15 protein-coding genes are annotated in these 19,919 nt (G+C 41.8%); 11 read left to right on the top strand and 4 right to left on the bottom strand.

Annotated elements, in window-relative coordinates:
- Positions 1–76: 76 nt before the first annotated feature.
- A complete protein-coding gene (ltaS, locus tag C6347_RS16635) occupies positions 77–2,059 on the bottom strand; it encodes a lipoteichoic acid synthase (protein WP_034665184.1) in 1,983 nt (660 codons plus the stop codon).
- A gap of 578 nt (positions 2,060–2,637) precedes the next feature.
- Here ltaS and C6347_RS16625 point away from each other — a divergent pair.
- The 7 genes from C6347_RS16625 to C6347_RS16595 all read left to right on the top strand — a co-directional run bounded on the left by C6347_RS16625 (position 2,638) and on the right by C6347_RS16595 (position 11,091).
- Positions 2,638–4,296 carry a pyridoxal phosphate-dependent decarboxylase family protein gene (locus C6347_RS16625; RefSeq protein ID WP_106071867.1) on the top strand — a complete coding sequence of 553 codons (1,659 nt, stop codon included), beginning with the start codon at positions 2,638–2,640 and terminating at the stop codon, positions 4,294–4,296.
- A gap of 31 nt (positions 4,297–4,327) precedes the next feature.
- Positions 4,328–6,052: a methyl-accepting chemotaxis protein gene (locus tag C6347_RS16620; RefSeq protein WP_034665174.1), complete on the top strand. Its 1,725-nt coding sequence runs from the start codon at positions 4,328–4,330 to the stop codon at positions 6,050–6,052.
- A gap of 79 nt (positions 6,053–6,131) precedes the next feature.
- Positions 6,132–6,518 (top strand): DnaJ family domain-containing protein, encoded by a 387-nt coding sequence (locus C6347_RS16615; protein WP_106071866.1) that lies wholly within the window; start codon positions 6,132–6,134, stop codon positions 6,516–6,518.
- Between the two features lie 164 nt (positions 6,519–6,682).
- Entirely contained in the window at positions 6,683–8,119 is a 1,437-nt protein-coding gene (gene treP, locus C6347_RS16610; protein ID WP_034665169.1) for a PTS system trehalose-specific EIIBC component, read from the top strand.
- A gap of 15 nt (positions 8,120–8,134) precedes the next feature.
- Positions 8,135–9,835: an alpha,alpha-phosphotrehalase gene (gene treC, locus C6347_RS16605; RefSeq protein ID WP_060595767.1), complete on the top strand. Its 1,701-nt coding sequence runs from the start codon at positions 8,135–8,137 to the stop codon at positions 9,833–9,835.
- A gap of 19 nt (positions 9,836–9,854) precedes the next feature.
- Positions 9,855–10,583 (top strand): trehalose operon repressor, encoded by a 729-nt coding sequence (treR, locus tag C6347_RS16600; RefSeq protein WP_060595768.1) that lies wholly within the window; start codon positions 9,855–9,857, stop codon positions 10,581–10,583.
- Between the two features lie 73 nt (positions 10,584–10,656).
- A complete protein-coding gene (locus tag C6347_RS16595) occupies positions 10,657–11,091 on the top strand; it encodes a hypothetical protein (protein ID WP_060595769.1) in 435 nt (144 codons plus the stop codon).
- 48 nt (positions 11,092–11,139) lie between these two features.
- Here C6347_RS16595 and C6347_RS16590 read toward each other — a convergent pair whose 3' ends face one another.
- Positions 11,140–15,429: a multifunctional 2',3'-cyclic-nucleotide 2'-phosphodiesterase/3'-nucleotidase/5'-nucleotidase gene (locus tag C6347_RS16590; protein ID WP_060595770.1), complete on the bottom strand. Its 4,290-nt coding sequence runs from the start codon at positions 15,427–15,429 to the stop codon at positions 11,140–11,142.
- Positions 15,430–15,683: 254 nt separating this feature from the next.
- On the opposite strand from C6347_RS16590, the gene C6347_RS16585 reads away from it, so the two are divergent.
- A complete protein-coding gene (locus C6347_RS16585) occupies positions 15,684–16,202 on the top strand; it encodes a type 1 glutamine amidotransferase domain-containing protein (protein WP_060595771.1) in 519 nt (172 codons plus the stop codon).
- A gap of 112 nt (positions 16,203–16,314) precedes the next feature.
- On the opposite strand, the gene C6347_RS16580 is transcribed toward C6347_RS16585, so the two are convergent.
- Both C6347_RS16580 and C6347_RS16575 read right to left on the bottom strand, forming a co-directional pair.
- Complete coding sequence (locus tag C6347_RS16580) at positions 16,315–16,530, bottom strand: DUF1128 domain-containing protein (protein ID WP_003214000.1); 216 nt, start codon at positions 16,528–16,530, stop codon at positions 16,315–16,317.
- A 77-nt stretch (positions 16,531–16,607) separates the two neighbouring features.
- Positions 16,608–17,963, bottom strand: coding sequence for an alanine/glycine:cation symporter family protein (locus tag C6347_RS16575; protein ID WP_060595772.1), 1,356 nt, complete (start codon positions 17,961–17,963; stop codon positions 16,608–16,610).
- Between the two features lie 174 nt (positions 17,964–18,137).
- Here C6347_RS16575 and C6347_RS16565 point away from each other — a divergent pair, with 174 nt between their 5' ends.
- The 3 genes from C6347_RS16565 to C6347_RS16555 are packed head-to-tail and all read left to right on the top strand — an operon-like array spanning position 18,138 to position 19,798.
- Positions 18,138–18,608: a low molecular weight protein-tyrosine-phosphatase gene (locus tag C6347_RS16565; protein ID WP_034665148.1), complete on the top strand. Its 471-nt coding sequence runs from the start codon at positions 18,138–18,140 to the stop codon at positions 18,606–18,608.
- Positions 18,609–18,628: 20 nt separating this feature from the next.
- Positions 18,629–18,961 (top strand): YtxH domain-containing protein, encoded by a 333-nt coding sequence (locus tag C6347_RS16560; RefSeq protein ID WP_060595773.1) that lies wholly within the window; start codon positions 18,629–18,631, stop codon positions 18,959–18,961.
- Between the two features lie 18 nt (positions 18,962–18,979).
- Complete coding sequence (locus tag C6347_RS16555) at positions 18,980–19,798, top strand: YihY/virulence factor BrkB family protein (RefSeq protein WP_034665141.1); 819 nt, start codon at positions 18,980–18,982, stop codon at positions 19,796–19,798.
- Positions 19,799–19,919: the final 121 nt, after the last annotated feature.

Genomic DNA, 19,919 nt, shown 5'->3' with positions numbered 1-19,919 from the left:
TATACCCGGTGCAATAGCGGTCAAACGTGAAAAGAACCAGCTGATCAGGGATCGGCTGGTTCTTAAAATGAGAAAGTTATTTTGATGAAGAGCTGGATTCATCTTTGGCGGAAGAGGAATCTTCTTCATCCTGTACTTTCTTTGTATAGTCATATTGATTGCGGTCAATCGGTGTAAAGCCTTTAGGCTTGTAGAAACGGAGTAAATCTTCGGTGACGATCTTATCAGATGTCTCCAGCATCTTTTTCACCGTTTCATTTTCTTGTGATGCTTTATCAGTCGGCTCAATTTTCTCGCCTGTTTTGTTGCTGTAATAGTTATTGCCTACTTTTGTGTAGTCCTTAGAGACGAAGTCACCGTTTCTAAATGGCACAAGCTCTTTGAAGTTCTTCGATAAGATATCAGAACCAGACATTAAATAGTTCTTCGTATCATCGCCGAGCAGGTGCAGAAGGGTTGGTGCGATATCGACTTCTCCAGAGTATTTATGAATCTGTCCGCCTTTTACCCCTGGTACATGAATAAAGAGCGGCACACGCATGAGCTGCGCATTTTCATAATCTCCGATTTTTTGTCCTGTCACTTTTTCCATCGCTTCATTGTGATTTTCAGAAATGCCGTAATGGTCTCCGTACATAATGACGACTGTATTGTCATAGAGACCTGATTTTTTCAAGTCGTTGAAGAACTGTTCAATGGCTTCATCTAAATAATGAGCCGATTGGAAATAGTTATTGACGACAGAGTCTCCGAAGTCACCAGGTTCGAAATCGGTATCACCTTCATCCATTCCAAATGGGAAATGGTTCGATAACGTAATGAATTTCGAATAAAACGGCTGCTTCAAGTTTTCGAGCATTGGCATGGATTCTTTGAAGAAAGGTTTGTCTTTCAGCCCATAGTTCTTCGTATCTTGCTCATTCATATCGTAGTACTCAGAATCGTAAAATCTGTCATATCCAAACGACTTAAACATTTCATTGCGGTTCCAAAAGGTTTTCGTATTGCCGTGGAATTCTGCTGACGTGTATTGATCCTTCTTCAAGATGCCAGGAAGTGCTTGATACGTGTTTTGCGCTTTGTTAATAAAAACAGAGCCCTGTGATAATGGGAATAGCCCAGTATCCATCATAAATTCAGCATCAGACGTCTTTCCTTGTCCTGTTTGATGGAAGAAGTTATCAAAGTAAAACGTTTGGTTGTCGTGTGCCAATGAATTAAGGAATGGCGTCACTTCTTTTCCGTTTACTTTGTAATCAATGACAAAGTTTTGCAGAGATTCAAGAGAAATGGTGATCACGTTCATGCCTTTCGCTTTCCCGTAATACGCCGGGTTAGGATCAGCGCTGTTCGCTTTTAAATAGTTCTCTACATCTGTCACGTCATTTGAATTTGCCAGAGCACGCTGGCTGTTTGATTTCACATTTTGAATGGCATCAAACACAGTAAAGTTATAAGCACCTAAATATTTAACTAAATAATTGCGGTCAAACGATCTTGATAAAAGCTCTGGTCGATCAATCTCTGCGGCGACTAAGTTCATCACAAAGATCACAACAGAGGACACAAGGACGAGTCTAAACGATTTTGACTTTTGAACAGGTACAGTAGCTGTACTTGTTTGCTGCTGCTTTTTCATGCGGACTGCGAGTACGATCAAAATGATTGTATCCATAAAGTAAAACATATCAGTCCAACGCATGAGTGAAAATGCACTATCACCTAATTGTCCGCCATTCGTTCCTGCCTGCATCACGGTAGGCAGCGTGATAAAGTCATTGAAGAATCGATAGTACACGATGTTTGCGTATAGTAAAAAAGACATGAAAAAATGAATCACAATGATAGCGGCAGGCTGCCATTTTTTCTTGAACAATAAAGCAAAGCCAAGAAAGAACAAGCTGGAGCTAATAGGATTCACGAAAAGCAAAATATGCTGAAGCACATTTGATATACCAAGTTTAAATTCAATTAAATACGCTGAATACGTTTTGAGCCAAAGTAAGATGGCTGCAATAACAAAGAAGCCGAGGCCTCGTTTTTGAATAAATGTTTTCATAAAAACACTCCTTTTCTCCGATACACGGAAGAGGCGGAACGAAAGAAAACGAACCATTAGAATATACCATGAAATGCTCAAATAGAAAAGTGTTAACCGGAGAAGAGCGTCAGCAGCCTGTCCGAGCAATAAAAGGGAAGAAAACGAAAATATTCGCTCTTCGAAAAACTTTTTATGAAATTCATCCTATTATTAACAGAAAATTCAGCAATTTCCCAGTTGCTATATCAATAAAACAGGAAAAAAGACACAAGTCTAAAGAATTAATTTGGTTTCTACAATGATGATTTAGAGAGTATTTCCAGTGTTTCTTAATGTTTATGCAGGTTAAGTAAAAAAAATGAGAAAAAGAATGGAGGAGGAACATGGATGAAATTTCCTGTGATGAGATATATCAATATATTTTTTTGTTTCATCAACATAATGTTTTCGATGTGTTTTGTAAGGGTTTTATTTATTTTAATGAATGAACAAATTATCTAAATATACTTAAGTGAACATTTCGAGACTATAAACTTTTAAATTGGGGTCGATATAGACTTTGACAGGAAATCTTCCATTGAAAGGATTGATAGTATATGACTGTACGAGCAGAGAACCTCGTTCAGAACTGGTTTCCGAGTGAGGACGGAAATGCAGCAGAGCGTAAAGAACTCATCAAATTGATGGAGCAGATTGTTTCAGGGGTCGATCACCTGAAAGATCCGAACCGTGCACACCTAAAGGGTGAAAAGAATCGTGGAGAAGATTTTTACCAAAAGCTCACTGAAACAAGTCAAATTCCGGTGAACGGCCAACAAGCGGAACTTGTGAATGAAGAATTACTGAAGCTTTTACATAACCATCCATACCACACAAAGTATTTCTTCACGAACATTTTGCCAATGGCAAGTACACCAGGAATTCTAGGCATGCTGACGGCCATGCTGGTAAATGGAAACAACCTATGGGATGTTTATGGACCAGCAGGAGCGGAAGCTGAGGTCAGAGTGGTCTCAATGATGTCTAAGCTCATCGGATATGATCCAAGTGTGAGCGGGGGATATACAACATGGGGAGGTCAGGGAGCCATTTTCTCAGGACTACGTTTAGCGATTGCAAAAGTTGCGCCGGAGTCACTGCGAAAAGGTGTCCCGCAAAATCTTTATGCGTTTTGTTCTGATGCTGCACATTACAGCTTATATAAGTCAATGGAAGCAACAGGACTTGGCACAGACAACTTGATCAGAATTAAGACGAATAAAGATCATTCGATGGATATGGAAGATTTGCGTTGTCAAATGGAACGTGTTGCACAAAATGGCGGAATTCCCGTTTATATTGTCGCAACAACCGGAACAACAGATGCCATTGCAATTGATGATGTAAAAGGGGTACGTGAAACAGCAGAAGCCATTGCTGAGGAGTATGGTCTACAGGTGCCGCATATTCATGCGGATTCAGCGCTTGGCGGATTCTTTGCTTTCTTTAATGAGTATGATGTAGCTGAAAACCCGCTGCAATTCTCAGACGGTGTTCTTCGTATGCTAAAAGAAATCAAAGCGAAATTCCAGCATCTTTCTCTTGCTGACACGATGTGCTTTGACTTTCAAAAGCTCGGCCAAACACCTTACACATCTAGTTTATTCTTAGTGAAAAATGCTGCTGACCTAAAGCGTTTAGATCTGGAAGAACAAGAGACACCATATGTTGGTCATAGAGGCTACGGCGAATACCATACGGGTTATACACTGGAATGCTCAAGAATGGGAAGCTCTATCAGTATGCTGAGTGTGCTGTTAACGTTTGGAATTGAAGGCTACCAGCGCTTGCTCGGTCAATTCCTAGAGGTGAACCTTGCCTTCAGAGAAGCACTCAGTCAAGAAATTCCGCAAGCAGAAGTCGTGAATGATGACAACGTCGGAATGGCTACATTATTTAGAATTTACCTAGACGGCTCACCGCGCTTTCAAGAAGAAATTTCAGGCGAAGCGACTGCAATGGAAATTGAGCGGAACAATGAATTGAACAAAATGCTGTTTGAAAAGCTTGGAGAGAAAAGAGACGAAATGTTCTTTGGCGATACAACGAAGTTTTTACTTGTAAATGCAAAAGAAGGACAAGAATTCTATCTAAGTGTTAGTAAGTTTTTTGTCATCTCACCTTATACGTTACCAGAGCATATCCCACATATCGTATCTTATTTAAAAGATGTGATCGCATCTGTTTGTGGACAATTTGAACATGTACATGCTTAAATCAAATCTGAGAGTGGAGATGTAGGAAAAAATGGCGAAACAAAGGAAATTTGGAGGATACACGATATCCTCTAAAATCATGTCAGTCGTTGTCGTAACATTACTTGCAACCGTTGCACTATTCGTTTTAACATTTTATCTAGTCAGCCAGGATTTATCATCCCAGTTATTAAAGCAATTTGATTATCGATTAACAACAGATATTGATACTGCAAAGAAAGAAATCGATAATTTGGATGGAAACGTTCTTGGCATTAGCGGGAAGGATGATCCCCTTTATGTGGAGGTCAAAAAGAAATTCAAGGAGCTTCAAGAAGATCATACGCTTGAGAACTTATACGTGCTATCTAATAAAGGCGGCAAAGAAAGAATTATTATATTAACTGGGGAAGAAAATGATTTTGATCAAGATTATGCCTTTTCAGATGAGATGAAACAAGCACTTTCTGAAGATAAAATGATCAAAAGTGATATTTACAAAGACTCATTTGGTACACATAAATCAGTCTTTTTGCCAATCAAGGATTCAGGCGGTGAGCTGACAGGGATTTTAGGAATTGATTTAGATGCGTCTGTTGTGCCTGAAACAACGAAGAAGCTGACGATCTATATCACGGTTGCATCTGCTATTGTGCTCATCGGTGGGTTGTTTTTCTCCTTTATCATGGGCAGAAGAATTGCGAAACCAGCACGTTCATTGATGGAATCAGCGAACCGAATTGCTGACGGTGATTTAACTGGAATGGTAGAGGTTGAAAGTAAAGATGAGATCGGTCAACTTGCCGCATCCTTCCAAAAGATGCAGGGGCGGATCAAAGAGCTCATTGCGAAGATCTCAAACTCATCTAGTGAAGTGTCGAAAATGTCCTCACAGCTTCGCACCGTAACGAATGAATCGAGTCAAAGTGCGCAGCAAGTGTCAGAAGCCATGACGAATATGAGTGAAGGAATCAATGATTCTGTCGCAAATATTACGGATTGTACAACATCCGTTGCAGAGATCGATACTCAAATCGAAGGTGTCACAAAAGAAGTCGATGAAATGAAATCTGTTTCATCTGACGTACAAGAGCAGTCAGAATCTGGTCAAAAACTAGTGAATCATGTGCTTGAGCATCTGAATATGTTACATGACAAGATGACCAACTCAAAGCAGGCAGCAGAAGAATTACAATCTCATTCAACGGAGATTGAAAGTGTCATCTCGATTATTACGGACATTTCAGCGCAAACGAATCTGCTTGCACTGAATGCTTCAATTGAAGCGGCACGTGTTGGAGAAGAAGGAAAAGGGTTTGCTGTTGTGGCAGATGAGGTGCGTAAGTTAGCTGAGCAATCAGCGGATGCGGCTAAAACCGTTTCAGACCTCGTCATCGGCACACAGGAAAACAGTCAGCGTGTTCTTGAAAGCGTAGAGGAAAGCAGTAAAGCAGTGGAAGAAGGACGTGAACAAATGGAAGGCACGTCACAAAACTTCGCTGTGATTTACGACGGCGTATCTCAGTTTTCAAGAAGAACGAACAATTTGCTTGCTTCTATTAAGCAAGTAGAGCAAGCATATCAAACGATTTCTACATCGATTGAACAAATTTCGGTTGTATCGGAAGAACACGCCGCCAGCTCTCAAGAAGTAGCGGCAGCAACAGAACAGCAAAGTGCTGGCATGCAGCAAATTTCAAGTGCGATTGAACAGCTCTCTGATATGTCAGAGGACTTAGCACAGATGGTTTCTACCTTCAAAATTGACAATAAATAACGAGAAAGCTGACTCTTGTGAGAGAGTCAGCTTTTTTGCTATGCTTAATCAAATCGTTTCAGACGAAAGGAGAAACGCCATGGATTTTGCGCAGAGATTATCAGAAGAACGGATTAAAAAAGCGATGGATCACGGGGCTTTTGAAGGATTATCTGGCTTTGGGAAACCCCTGCCTAAAGATGATGCTGCTCATGTACCTGAAGAACTCAGAATGGGCTACAGGATGATGAAAAATGCTGGCTTTGCTAGGGAAGAAACAGCACTGAAAAAAGAACTCATGACCGTCAAAGAGCTGCTTCACTCCAGTATAGACGGAGAGGAAAGAAAAAAACTTTCTCTCATATGTGAAGAAAAACAAAAACGCCTGGATGAACTCGCATCTAAGCGTCAAACTTTTGCCCGTCCAGCCTCCTCCTTTTATAAAAACAGGGTCTACGAAAAATTAACGGAGCATAAAAAAAGATGATGACACGCTGCCTCTCCTGAGCACATTGAGGGAGCTTTTTTTATGAAAGCGCTACATTTTGTTGTTGACTACATGTATATACAAATATAAAATAAGAAACAAACATGTATATACAAGTTTTTTGGTTCTTTTTTCTTATAAAAAACGATCTCGGAGGGGATAGCATGGCTGATTATCAGGCAGCAGCAGATCAGATTGTGAAAGCCATCGGCGGCAAAGAAAATATTGATCAAGCGACACATTGTGTGACAAGGCTGCGCTTTGTACTGAAAGATGAAGGAAAGGTTGACGAGAAAGCACTTGAACAAATAGAAGAAGTGAAGGGATCTTTCTCAGCGAACGGTCAATACCAAGTTGTGATCGGCCAAGGGGTCGTCAATCGGGTATATGCCGAAATGGTGAAACAGACAGGCATTGGGGAAGCCACAAAAGAGGACGTTAAGCGTGCCTCTGATCAAAAATTAAATCCATTGCAGCGTGCTGTGAAAACGCTTGCGGATATCTTTATTCCGATTCTTCCTGCCATCGTCACAGCCGGTTTATTAATGGGGATTAATAATATTTTAACAGCTCCAGATATTTTCTTTGATCAAAAATCGATTGTGGATGTGTATCCGGCATGGGCTGATTTAGCGAATATGATCAACTTGATTGCAGGCACTGCCTTCACATTCCTGCCCGCATTAATCGGCTGGTCAGCAGTGAAGCGGTTTGGAGGAAATCCGCTCTTAGGGATGGTCCTTGGGCTGATGCTTGTACACCCAGACTTATTAAATGCGTGGGGCTATGGAGCGGCTGAAAAATCTGGTGAGATTCCTGTCTGGAATTTGTTTGGACTTGAAGTGCAAAAGGTAGGCTATCAAGGGCAGGTTCTTCCGATACTCGTTGCCTCGTATTTACTAGCGAAGCTCGAATTATTTATCACAAAACGGACACCTGAAAGTATTCAGCTGTTAGTGGTTGCACCGATTACGTTATTAGTCATTGGCTTTTTATCCTTTATCGTCATTGGACCTGTTACATTTGCGATCGGAAACGTTTTAACATCTGGACTTGTGGCTGTATTCCAGCAATTCGCAGCACTTGGCGGTCTATTATACGGCGGATTGTACGCTGCATTAGTGATTACAGGGATGCACCATACGTTCCTCGCTGTCGATATTCAATTGATTAATTCCAAACTGCATGGCACATTTCTATGGCCGATGCTCGCACTGTCTAATATCGCACAAGGATCAGCCGCACTTGCGATGATGTTTGTTTTAAAAGATGAAAAGCAAAAGGGGCTCTCACTGACATCAAGTATTTCCGCTTACTTAGGAATTACCGAGCCAGCGATGTTTGGCGTCAACCTGCGCTATCGATTCCCATTTATTTTTGCACTTATTAGCTCTGGTTTAGCTGGTATGTTTATCGCCTCTCAAGGGGTGCTGGCAAGCTCAGTTGGTGTTGGAGGCATTCCAGGAATCTTCTCCATTATCCCGAAATATTGGGGCGCATTTGCGATAGGGATGGTCATTGTACTCATCGTCCCGTTCATTGGAACCCTTTTGTATGCAAAGCTAAAAAAGAAGAAAGATGTTTCACAAGAACTTAACTAGTGGTGGTGAAGGAAATTGAAACAACAAACAAACGAACCGTGGTGGAAAAAAGCGGTGGTCTATCAAATTTATCCGAAGAGCTTTTTAGATACAACGGGCTCAGGTACAGGCGATATCAATGGTGTGACAAAAAAGCTCGATTATATTAAAGAGCTGGGGGCGGATTGTATTTGGCTCACGCCAATGTATGAGTCTCCGCAGCATGACAACGGCTATGATATTAGTGATTATACAAAAATCCATGACATGTACGGCACAATGGCGGATTTTGAACACATGCTGAAAGAAGCCCATGATCGAGGTATACGAGTCATCATGGATTTAGCCGTCAATCATACATCCATTTTCCATGAGTGGTTTCAAGCATCACGCGAGTCAAAGAATCATCCTTATCGAGATTATTATATTTGGAAGGAGCCTAAAGCAGACGGATCACCGCCGAATGATTGGCAGTCAAAATTTGGCGGTCCGGCATGGGAGCTAGATGAAGCAACGGGAGAGTATTATCTTCATTTATACGATGTCACACAGGCGGATCTTAATTGGGAAAAGGATGAGGTGCGCAGGCAAGTATATGACATCATGCATTTTTGGTTTGAAAAAGGAATTGATGGATTCAGGCTGGATGTCATTAACAACATCTCGAAAGATCAACGCTTCTTAGATGACGCCGGACAGTCTGTGCAAGGAGACGGCCGGATGTATTATACGGATGGCCCAAGAATTCATGAGTTTCTGCATGAAATGAATCAAGAGGTTTTTTCGAAATATGACAGCATGACAGTCGGGGAAATGTCTTCAACGAATATCGCAGACTGCATTCGGTATACAAGACCGGATCGGCAGGAGCTGGATATGACGTTTAATTTCCATCATTTAAAGGTCGATTATCCAAACGGAGAAAAATGGGCCCTCGCACCATTTGATTTTCATGAATTGAAGTCGATTCTGTCTGAGTGGCAGACGAAAATGCATGAGGGCGGCGGCTGGAATGCGCTCTTCTGGTGCAATCATGATCAGCCGCGTATCGTCTCAAGGTATGGTGATGATGACACGTATCATCAGCAATCAGCGAAGATGCTGGCGACTACCATTCATCTCATGCAAGGGACTCCGTATATTTATCAAGGTGAAGAAATTGGCATGAAGAATCCTCGTTTTGAGGACATATCGTCTTACCGTGATATTGAATCACTTAATATGTATGAAGCCATGCTTGAAAAAGGGAAATCAAAGGAAGAAGCACTCGCCATTTTACAGGTCAAGTCAAGAGATAATGCGAGAACACCGATGCAGTGGACCTCAGAAAAGAATGCAGGTTTCTCAAAAGGAACACCTTGGATTGAGCCAGCCAATAACGACATTTCAGTAGAAGCTTCATTAAAGGATCAGTCGTCTATTTTCTATCATTATCAAGCGCTTTGCAGGCTGCGTAAAGAACTTGATGTGATCACATATGGAAGCTTCACTTTACTCTTAGCAGAAGATCCGAAGGTTTTTGCTTATGTCAGAGAAAGCCATGAGGAGAAGCTTCTTGTGATCAATCATTTTTATGCAGGGGAGGCGGACTTTACGCTTCCTGATGAGCTCGTGCAGGCTATAGATGAGATGGAGGGGCAAGTGCTGTTATCCAATTATGAGGATGTACCGGCAGATATGAAGGGATTTACGTTGCGTCCATATGAGTCAATCGTTTATCATTTAACCAAACGCTAGAAAATGGGGCGGAGGGAAAATGAAAGAGAATAAGTTTCGAGTGATTTATGATCAGCTCGCAAGACGAATTGAACAAGGTGATTGGCAGGATAAAGGCATTCTGCCATCAGAGCATGAGCTATCCTTGATGTACGATACGTCCCGTGAGACGGTAAGAAAGGCATTAAATATCCTTGTGCAAAATGGCTATATCCAAAAAATCCGCGGGAAAGGCTCTGTCTTGCTGAATCGTGAGAAAATGCAATTCCCAGTCTCGGGTCTCGTCAGCTTTAAAGAGCTTTCCCAAACACTTGGCCGAAAGACAGTTACGACGGTTCACGAATTTGGTTTAATCAAACCGGATCAGTATATTCAGTCTCAGCTGAAAATAAGTGGACAGGAGGATGTCTGGGAAGTCATCCGCTCTCGCAATATTAGCGGAGAAGAAGTGATTTTAGACAAGGATTACTTTTTGCAAAAGCATGTGTCAGTCTTGTCGAAGGACATTTGTGAAGGATCAATCTACGAGTATATTGAAGGAGAGCTCGGTGTATCAATCAGCTATGCCCAAAAGGAATTTGTGGTAGAGCCATGTACAGAAGAAGACGCCAAGTATCTTGATTTGAACGGGTTTGACCATGTCGTCGTCGTGAAGAATTACGTGTTCTTAGAGGATACAAGTTTATTTCAATACACGGAAAGCCGTCACCGATTAGACCGCTTCAGATTCGTCGATTTTGCAAGAAGAGAAAAAGTGGACAGAGCATAGGCTCTGTCCATTTCAGGTTTTGGGAGAAGGAGAGAGATAGACGACGAATAGATCACCCTTTTTAGGAGGAAAGATGATTAGATTAAATAGACCACTAAAATTAAGAGATTTAGAAATATTCAGCGTGATGAAAGATCATCAGATTTTATGTTATGTCATCATTGAAGATACGCGAAAACCGTTTACGGAAGAAGACAGAAAGCTAGACCCATTATGTTATATGGATGAAGAAGATATACAAGCGATTTTGAATGTGTTTCATATTTCCATTATCAATGATGAGAAATTAAGTGAAGAGGATTTAACGATGGTAAAAGGTTTTTTTGCTGATTTAGTAAATAATACGAACTTAACGAATTTTATTACGAGAGATTATGTTTTAAAGAATTTATATGATGTCGAGGATGAAAATGACATGATGTTCTTTAATAGAATGCTTCGGCATATAGGGTCAGATGATGTGAAAGAATTTGACGACCGCAATTGGATCTATTTATCTCAAGATTAATGACTATTCCATGAAAAAAGGACAGAGCATAGGCTCTGTCCTTTTCCTTTAGGATGATACATTTTTTCTTGTACGCTTGCGCTGGTAGTAATAAAGGATACCGCCTGCGGCGAGCATGAGCACGCCAATCAGTACAGCTGTATACATCATAGTGGCTGTATTCGGCAGTGTGCCGCCTGGTAGGCCGGTTCCATCTTGGTTTGGATCTGTACCTGTACCTCCGCCTGGTGCTGATGTTTCGCCGTCTCCACCAGTTTGATCTGGGGTTGTTCCAGCTGCTTCATTTTGATTGAGGACGGTGTATTCGCTGAAGTGCTCAGTTTGACCTGATACGACTCCATTTTCGAACGATCCGTTACTTGTTTTGGCGTAACGATTCTTCTCGCGATCCACATAATACACACCAGGTTTTTTCGCCTTTTGAGGCTCGTCTAGTGTAAAGGATAGTGTGACAGGGTCTTTAAAGGTCGAAACCTTTTTCTTGTCTTGTTTGATTTGGAAATCATACGTATCCGTTAATGCGTTTTTCACTTTATCCGTCTTTGTCATCCATATATCTGCGCTTTTCTCTGACAAATTGGAGAGCGGCAATGCGAGTCCCACTTTGTCATGATAGATGGTGACGTTTGGATCTTGCTCTCTTTTCTTCAGCTCGGCTACTTGCGCTTTTGATAGAGACAATTGAACGTTTTCCGCTTTGCTTGCTTTGTCTAAATAGAGAAATGCTTTGTTTGTATGCTGCACATACGTTTGGAATTTCTTATCATCTTGAATGTCATAAGCGCCTTTTCCTTTCACGCGAGGAAGGAACACTTCTTTCACCCTGTGATCGATGACAGGCGAAATCTGCCCGTCTGCCTTTTCAATTTGCTCTTTGAAGATTTCATAGTCGACATACCCTAAGTCTTCGCCGTGAGAGGCTTCTGTAAAGACGCTGTAGCCGTCGCCGCCTGTGCCGACAAATGCGTTTGTGGCTACGCGGTATGTTTTCTCATCATCAATGTCTGTCAGTTGACCCTTTTGGTCTTTCAATTTCACATCAATCAGCCTGCTGCCAGCTGGTTTACTGAGTGTAAACGTATATTCAATGCCAGCTACATGAGGGAATGCACCTCCGCCTTCCTCAATGCCTGACAGCCCCTGTTCGAGTGTTTTTTTAATTTGACTGCCTTTTAAATCTGCGACATAAAGTGTATTTCCGAAAGGCATCACCGTTAAAATATCACCTAAAGTGATATCTCCTTTTTCAATGCTGCCTCGAATACCGCCGCCGTTTGTGATGGCAAGGTCAGCATCGGCAGATTCTTGTGCTTTCTGCAGCATGCCGTCGGCAATAAAGTTCCCAAGATTCGTTTCCTTCGCACGGACGTGCTCGCGTTGTCCGTCTAATAGGACATCTGTATAGCCGACTTTTTCTGTTTTTAAATCTTGAATATCTGCTTTGTACCCATCAAGGATCGCTGTTGCATCTGCATCTTCTTTGACAGAGTCATCAATAGAGATCAGGTCAAAAGAAGATTCTTTTGGCTGTACGACGCCTTTTTTGTCAAAGGCTACGTCTACTTTCCCTAAAAATTGTCCATAGTCTTTCACCTGAGCGACAATTGTAGGTTCTTTTTTATTGATGACCTTTAATTTTTCAACAAGTGTGTGCGTGTGACCGCCAATGATTAAATCAATACCGTCAACTTTTTGAGCCAGCTCAAGGTCACGATTGTAGCCAATGTGTGTTAACGCAATGATTTTATTGATTTTTTCTTCTGTTTGAATGGTGTTGACTGTTTCTTTTGCTTTCTTGTACGCATCTTTAAATTGAATGTTAGGACCGCTGCTGGATGTAATGGCTGTGTCTTCAGTCGTTAAGCCGAATACGGCCACCTTTTCACCATTAACATCAAGCAGGATGTAAGGGTAGATCCCGGCTTCTTTTTTCTCACCAGCTTTAAATGAGGCTGGTTTTTTCACTAAGTCGCTCAATTGTTTTTCCTTCGAGACATCCACGTTTGATGACACAATCGGGAATTGAGGCTTTTCAAATTGATGACGGTTTTTCGGATCGACATCTGATGCATCACCTGTCAGAAATTGACGTAGTACAGAAGGACCTTTGTCAAATTCATGATTACCAAACGTCATGGCATCGTATTTCATTAAGTTCATCAATTTCAGATCGGCAAGTCCTTGCCATTTTGTGAAGTATAGGTCACCAGAGAAGACATCTCCAGCGTCCAATAAAATATTGTTCTTGCTTTCAGCACGGATTTCTTTGATCTTTGTTGCGCGTCTTGCCGCATCATCAAGGTGTGCGTGTGTATCGTTCGTATGCATGACTGTTAAATTCCAGTTGTCTGATGAAGGCGGTTCTGTTGTGCCATCCTCTTTAAAGGCTAGCTTGTACACACCAAGACCATCTGTGCTTGCGTTACGAACAAAGTCTACGCTGCTTGATTTCTCAGCAAACGGTTTGGCTAAAAGAGAAGATTCAAATGTTAAAGTTGCGCCTTTCACCGGTGCAATGGCCCAGTTTTGATCTGCACTTGGGTTGATGGTTTTTTGTTCGATAATATAATCCATCAGTACTTGGCGGTTCTCATCTGCTGAGGCAAGCACCACTTTATCTTGGGTCAGATGCGGAAAGCCTCCGCCGCCAGAAGCACGATAGTTATTTGTCACGACTAAAAATTCTTGATTGTCAGAGACTGTTTTCCCGTTGTAAGACAGGTTTTTGATGCGGTTTGCATTGGCGTTGACCAGTGTGCCTGTTGTGCTGTATTTAGCAGGCTGCGTCACATCGACTTGGTATGTCACACCATCTATTACATCAAAGTTATACGAGCGGTATTCCTCGTTTAAAATCGGCTGTTCTTTTGAAACGTTCGGTTTGATCTGATTAAACTGTCCGGCAGACATTTCTAACCAGTCTTTCACTTCACTGCCTCTCAGTTTCACAATCTGCACAGTGTTATCGTAAAGGTAGAGATCGCCGATGTTCTTAATCGCTAAATCTCCTTTTGCGATATTTGTATAATAATTTACACCGTTTCGTCCGCCTGCTTTAAACGGCGCACCTGCAGATAGAATCGGTAAATTTTGATACGCAGTGTCCTTCATTTTTTCTTGTGCATACCATTTTTGGGCATCTGTCACAATTTGAATCGAAGGGTCATCCATCACTTGAGCGAAAAAGCTATTAATGTCTGCTTCTGTATTGCCAACAGGCTTTCTCACGTAATCAAGTGTGTTTTGATGCGTTGTTTGAATGGCATCTTTTACTGTGCTTTTCTGAGATGATACTCCGGCAACAGATTCGATCTTGCCTGTTCCGTCGGTGACCTTCCAGCTGCTGCCGTCAGGCTCTAGTGTTAAATCAATGACTCCGAGGTAGCTGCCCCAGTTTTTTGACATGACGACTGGGATGCCGTTGATGGTTCCTTTTGAGACATCGAATTTGTCAACGCCGTTATATTCAGCGCTTGGGAATGTGCCATGCTGGTGCCCAGATACAATGGCATTGATGCCTTTTGTTTTCGTGGCAAGGTCAAAGATCATATTTTCTGATCCTTTAGGTGAAGCTGTTTTTTCAATTCCTGTATGGGCAAGAGCGACAATGACATCTGCGCCTTTCGCCTTCATTTCAGGAATGGTTTCATTGGCAGATTCGACGATGTCCTGCACTTGGACTTGTCCATCTAAATGCTTCTTATCCCACGTCATAATTTGTGGTGGAACAAATCCTATGTAACCAACTTTCACAGTTTGTGAGGCTCCGTTTGCATCTTTAAAGGTTTTATCTTGGATCACGTAAGGTGTAAAACGGTGTTCTCCATTTAGCTTTTTGACGTTCGCATTGACAATCGGGAAGTTGGCGCCCGCAATGGTACCGTCAAGGAAAGATAATCCGTAGTTAAATTCATGATTGCCAAGTGTTCCTGCATCGTATTTTAGTTTGTTGAGTGTATGAATAATGGGGTGAACCTTTGTTTGATTGATGATGCTGTCTTTCTCATGTTTGTAAACGTATTCTCCAAGAGGGGTTCCTTGAATCAGGTCTCCGTTATCAACAAGGAGTGTATTTGGATTTTGTGAACGGTGCTTGTCAATCAGCTCGGCTGTTTTTGCCAAGCCAAATTCATTTGTTTCTTTGTCGCTGTAATAATCATAATTCATCATGTTCGCATGAACATCGGTTGTGGCTAAGATGCTGACCTTTACGGCTTTGCCGTTTTCTGTTTCTGCATGAGTAGGTACTGCTGGGAGAATGAGACTAATCATCATAATGGAAGTGAGCAGAATAGACAGGTTTTTCCTTCGTTTAGACCTATGTGTTTGCTTCTTCACCTGATCTCCGCCTTTCTAATTTTTTTGACCACAATACCTATTGTAGAAATGTTTCGTTAACTTTTGTAGTTATTTTTTGCAGATTATTGTAAAGATAACATAAATCATACGAATTACCTTGTTAAGGGAATGCGAATGAGTCGAATTGCTTATTTTTATCATAAGGGGTTTTCTGATAGGGATAGGATGTTTCATTTCAACATGCCCGGGTATAGTGTGTAGTGTAAACGATAATCAAGCAGGAGGGTTTCTACATGGGTAAGAAAATTGCAGTTGTATTAACAGATTACTTTGAGGATGTTGAATTCACCGAGCCTGCAAAAGCCTTTAAAGATGCAGGTCATGAAATCACAGTGATTGAAAACGAAAAAGGAAAAACAGTGAAAGGGAAGCAAGGAGATGCAGAAGTGAGAGTGGATGCGTCCATTGATCACGTGAAGCCTGAAGACTTCGATGCACTTCTCATTCCTGGCGGTTTCTCACCAGACATTCTGCGTGCAGATGATCGTTACGTCCAATTCACTAAAACATTTATGGATGAGAAAAAACCAGTATTTGCGATCTGTCACGGACCGCAATTGCTTATTACAGCGAAGACGCTGGAAGGAAGAGGCGCAACTGGCTATACATCCATTCAAGTAGATATGGAAAACGCAGGCGCTAAATTTAAAGACGAAGAAGTTGTCGTTTGTCAGGATCAGCTTGTGACAAGCCGTACACCTGATGACATTCCAGCATTTAACCGTGAATCATTAAAACTGCTTGAGAAATAAACCGCAGTTATGACAGGATAAAAAAAGCCAGCACCTTAAGGGGTGCTGGCTTTTTCTGCGCATGATGTAAGGAAACTGCGTGCAGACCGCAAAGCAGCTTCCTGATGCACCATTATTTTCTTAAGTTTTTTAGCTCGCTTGCGATGGCTTGCATTTCACTTGGGCTGAATGAAGATTTTTTCATCACCATTTGGTGAAGAAATTCGATATCTTCGTACTTGTCTGGACTGAAGTCCTCGGCTTTGATGACTCCAATGTTCAGCATATTTAACTTTTGCGAAATGTCTTCAATCAGCTGATTGACTTCAGCCGCTTTTTGCTCTGACAAGGGCGGCACGTCCTTTCCTGCATATATGTCGAATAATATGTCTATTTTAACAGAAATGCAAAAGAATAAAAGGGCTATTAAGATGACACGGAGATGTTTTTCTCCTTTTTCTCCTGCTTAATCTTATCAATGATTCGTTTGGATTCAAATACGACAACCCCTGATAAACCGATGAGCCCGATTAAGTTTGGAATGGCCATCAGCCCATTGAGCATATCTGCTACACCCCAAACGAAGTCATTTTTAAACACGGCACCGAAAAAGACAGCAATGACAAACACGATGCGATAATACATGACGTACGAATCCTTCGCCAAATATGTAAAGCATTTTTCGCCATAATAGGACCAGCCAATGATGGTGGAATAGGCAAACAAGAGCAGACCGATTGCCACAATGGTTGAGCCAACTGGACCGAGGAAATGAGCAAAGGATAACGAGGTCAGCGCATCACTTTTCACTGTTAAATACATATCTGCCATGACAATGGTAATGCCAGTGATAGAACAAACAATGATTGTATCGATAAACACTTGCGTCATAGATACGAGAGCTTGACGGGCAGGCATATCCGTTTTCGCAGCCGCAGCAGCAATTGGTGCTGACCCAAGACCTGCTTCATTGGAAAATACTCCTCGTGCCACACCCCAGCGAATGACAGTTCCAATTGCACCACCTGCCACGGCTTGACCCGTAAAGGCATCTGAGAAAATAAGACCGACTGCGCCTGGAACGAGATCAGCATTCATGACAAGAATGATCAGACCGCAAATGACGTAGAATAAAGCCATGACTGGTACAAAAATAGATGTGACCCGGCCAATGCTTTTAATTCCGCCTAAAATCACGAGTGCCGTAAAAGCCGTAATGATGATACCTGTTACCCATGTTGGAATTTGAAAAGTAGAATTCATGACTCCTGAGATGGAATTAGACTGTACCAGGTTGCCGATCCCAAAGGCAGCACTGGCGCCGAAAACAGCAAATAGAACCCCTAGCCATTTCTGTTTCAATCCATGCTCTAAATAATACATAGGTCCGCCAGACATTTCGCCTTTTTCGTTTTTGATCCTGTATTTAACTGCAAGAACAGCTTCTGCAAACTTAGTGGCCATTCCGAAAAATGCAGCAAACCACATCCAGAATACCGCACCCGGACCACCCGCTATAACTGCCGAGGCCACACCTACGATATTCCCTGTACCGACAGTTGCAGCAAGAGCCGTCATTAACGCTTGGAAATGAGAAATATCTCCTTCTGACATTTTGTCTTGTTTAGAAAAAGCGAGCTTTAAAGAATAAGGAAGTAATCTAATTTGAATGAATAGAACGCGAAAGGTGAGGTATATTCCAGTACCAACAATTAAAATCAATAGGGGAGGCCCCCACAAAAAATTGTTCATCGTCGTGACAAACTGCTCAATTATTCCCATCTAATATCCCCCTTTGTTTGTGTAATTCTCCTAAAGTTTCTCCTGTTTTTGTGTAATTTGTCAATGGCGATGAGAGCTTTTCTTGCAAAGTTTCCAAAAGAAAAAGGGCTTGATATGATAGAGAAAAGGTTTTCGAAAAGAACTCTTAGGGAAAAGATAGGAGGAGAATGAAGAATGATTCATGTGTTATTCGTGTGTCTTGGCAATATTTGCAGGTCACCGATGGCAGAGGCCATGTTTAGAAAAAGAGTAGAAGATGAGGGGCTTAGCGAGCACTTTGTGATTGATTCAGCAGGGATTGGCGGCTGGCATCAAGGAAGTCCTCCGCATGAAGGAACGCGAAAGCTGCTTGATGAAAAAGGCATCAGCTATGAAGGAATGACTGCAAGACAAATCATGGAGAAGGATATCACCACATACGACTATATCATGGCGATGGATGCAGAAAATGTAGGGGCACTTCGCAGTATAGCCGGCTATGGGAAACATCACTTTATTGGCCGTCTTCTTGATTTTGTAGAAGACGACGATCGAGATGATGTGCCAGATCCTTATTACACTGGGAACTTTGAGGAAGTCCATGAATTAATTGAAACAGGAATTGACCGTTTTTTGACGTATGTAAAGAAAGAGAACCACCTTTAACTGAAAGGAGATCAGACGAGATGGAAGAAAAAAATCAAATCGTGCTCCGAGGAGCTGTCATAGGAGCAGCTTGCGGCGCATTGCTGACTTTATTTCATCGGCCAACGAGAATTGCACTCAAAGACAAATGGAATGACTGCCAGCAAAAGCTGGATGAATACCGCCAGGAGCCAGGCAGAATATCGGCTTGCATGAAAGAAAAAATGGAAGAAACGAAGCAGCTGATGCGAACAGTCTCAGATGATTTGTCATTTTTAAATGAACAGGTCAATCAGTTAAAGGAAACAACCCCAAGGGTATTAGAAATTATTGAAGAAACAAAGGATCACTTTCAATCGAAACAGACAGATTGATCATTGGAGATGAGGCGTATGGGTTTTATTAAAGCGTTAATTGAACGCTTTTTGCTGCATGAAGGACCGGCAAAATCTGCTGAGCTTGCGTATTTCTTTTTGCTTTCATTATTTCCGTTTCTCATCTTCGTGCTGACACTGGTTGGGTATTTGCCGCTGACGTCAAAGGATGTCCTGAGCGTCATTTCTGGTTATGCGCCAGAAGGAGCGCTTTCGATGATTGAATCCATTGCCGATCAGACGCTGAATAATCGTAACGGCGGGTTATTATCGTTCGGGATTATTGCCGCCCTTTGGTCAGCATCTAACGGCATTAATGCCGTCGTCAGAGCTTTTAACCATGCTTACGAAGTTGAGGAGAATCGTTCCTTCATTCTCGTACGTTTAACATCGATTATCTTAACGATCGCGATGGTTTTGACCATTATTTTTGCCTTGATGCTGCCTGTCTTTGGAAAAGAACTTGGTTTATTTGTCGCTAAATTAGTCGGGCAGTCAGATGCCTTTCTCACCGTATGGACTGCGATGAGATGGATCATTAGCCCGCTGATTTTGTTGATTGTTTTTACATCCTTGTACTATTTTGCTCCAAACATTAGGCTGAAATTGAAATTTGTTCTGCCAGGTGCCATTTTTGCATCGATTGGATGGATTTTGGTCAGCATGCTGTTTTCATTTTACGTAGGCGAGTTTGCCAACTACAGTGCGATGTACGGAAGCATTGGGGGAATCATTATTTTAATGATCTGGTTTTATTTAACCGGCATCATGATTATCCTTGGCGGCGAGCTCAATGCGCTTTTACATAAACGTAAAATCGTACCAGGCAAGCTATAAAGAAATCCGGGCATCCTAAAGAAGAACGAACAAGTTCAATCTGAATGGATGGGGGAAATCACATATGTCCAAACAATCGAAAAAAGGCGGAAGCAATACGAAACAAAACAAAGGTCATCAG

The sequence above is a fragment of the Bacillus sp. NMTD17 genome (genome assembly GCF_002998735.1).
Lineage (GTDB): Bacteria > Bacillota > Bacilli > Bacillales > Bacillaceae > Bacillus.
The sequence above is the reverse complement of the archived record's forward strand: the minus strand, read 5'-3'. Positions and strand labels throughout refer to the sequence as shown.